We start from the raw sequence: 596 nt of genomic DNA on the forward strand, positions 1-596 counted from the left end.
TCTTCTGGGGATGGGGCTCTCCACAGCCCGGTGTGGTCAACATCGACCACTTCTCGGTCCGCTGGAGCGGGCAGATCGAGGCTCCTGTGACGGGCACCTACATCTTCCGCACCAACAATGATGATGGCACCCGCCTGTGGATCAACAATCAGCTGCTGATCGACAACTGGGCCCTGCAGGCTCCCACCCCCAGAGAAGGCAGCATCCAGCTGGTAGCGGGCCAGAAGTACAGCCTGACGATGGAGTACTTCGAGTACGATGCCGGGGCGCAGGCCCTGCTGATGTGGCTGGTGCCCGGCACCAGCACCGCCGTAGCCGTGCCTAAAGACCGGCTTTATCCGGCCAGTCAGCCCACCACTAACCAGCCGCCCACGCTGGCCGCTACCCTGCCTAACCAGCAGGCCACCATCGGCATCGCCTTCAACTTCAGCATCCCGGCCGCCACCTTCAGCGATCCCGATGGCGATGTCCTCACCTACCAGGTCAGCGGATTGCCCGCCGGCTTGTCGGCCAATGGCCTGACCATCTCGGGTACACCCACCACTGCCGGTACCAGCACCATCACCGTGCGGGCCACCGACCCCGCCGGGCTGTTT

Annotated in this window: 1 protein-coding gene; it reads left to right on the forward strand. The window is 64.3% G+C overall.

Annotated features, from left to right (window positions below; genetic code table 11):
- Positions 1–596, forward strand: a 596-nt coding sequence (locus tag ABD931_RS29145) for a PA14 domain-containing protein (protein WP_345271656.1), incomplete at both ends; no start/stop codon positions are given.

This window comes from Nibrella viscosa, assembly GCF_039541875.1.
In the GTDB taxonomy this organism is placed as follows: Bacteria; Bacteroidota; Bacteroidia; order Cytophagales; family Spirosomataceae; genus Nibrella; species Nibrella viscosa.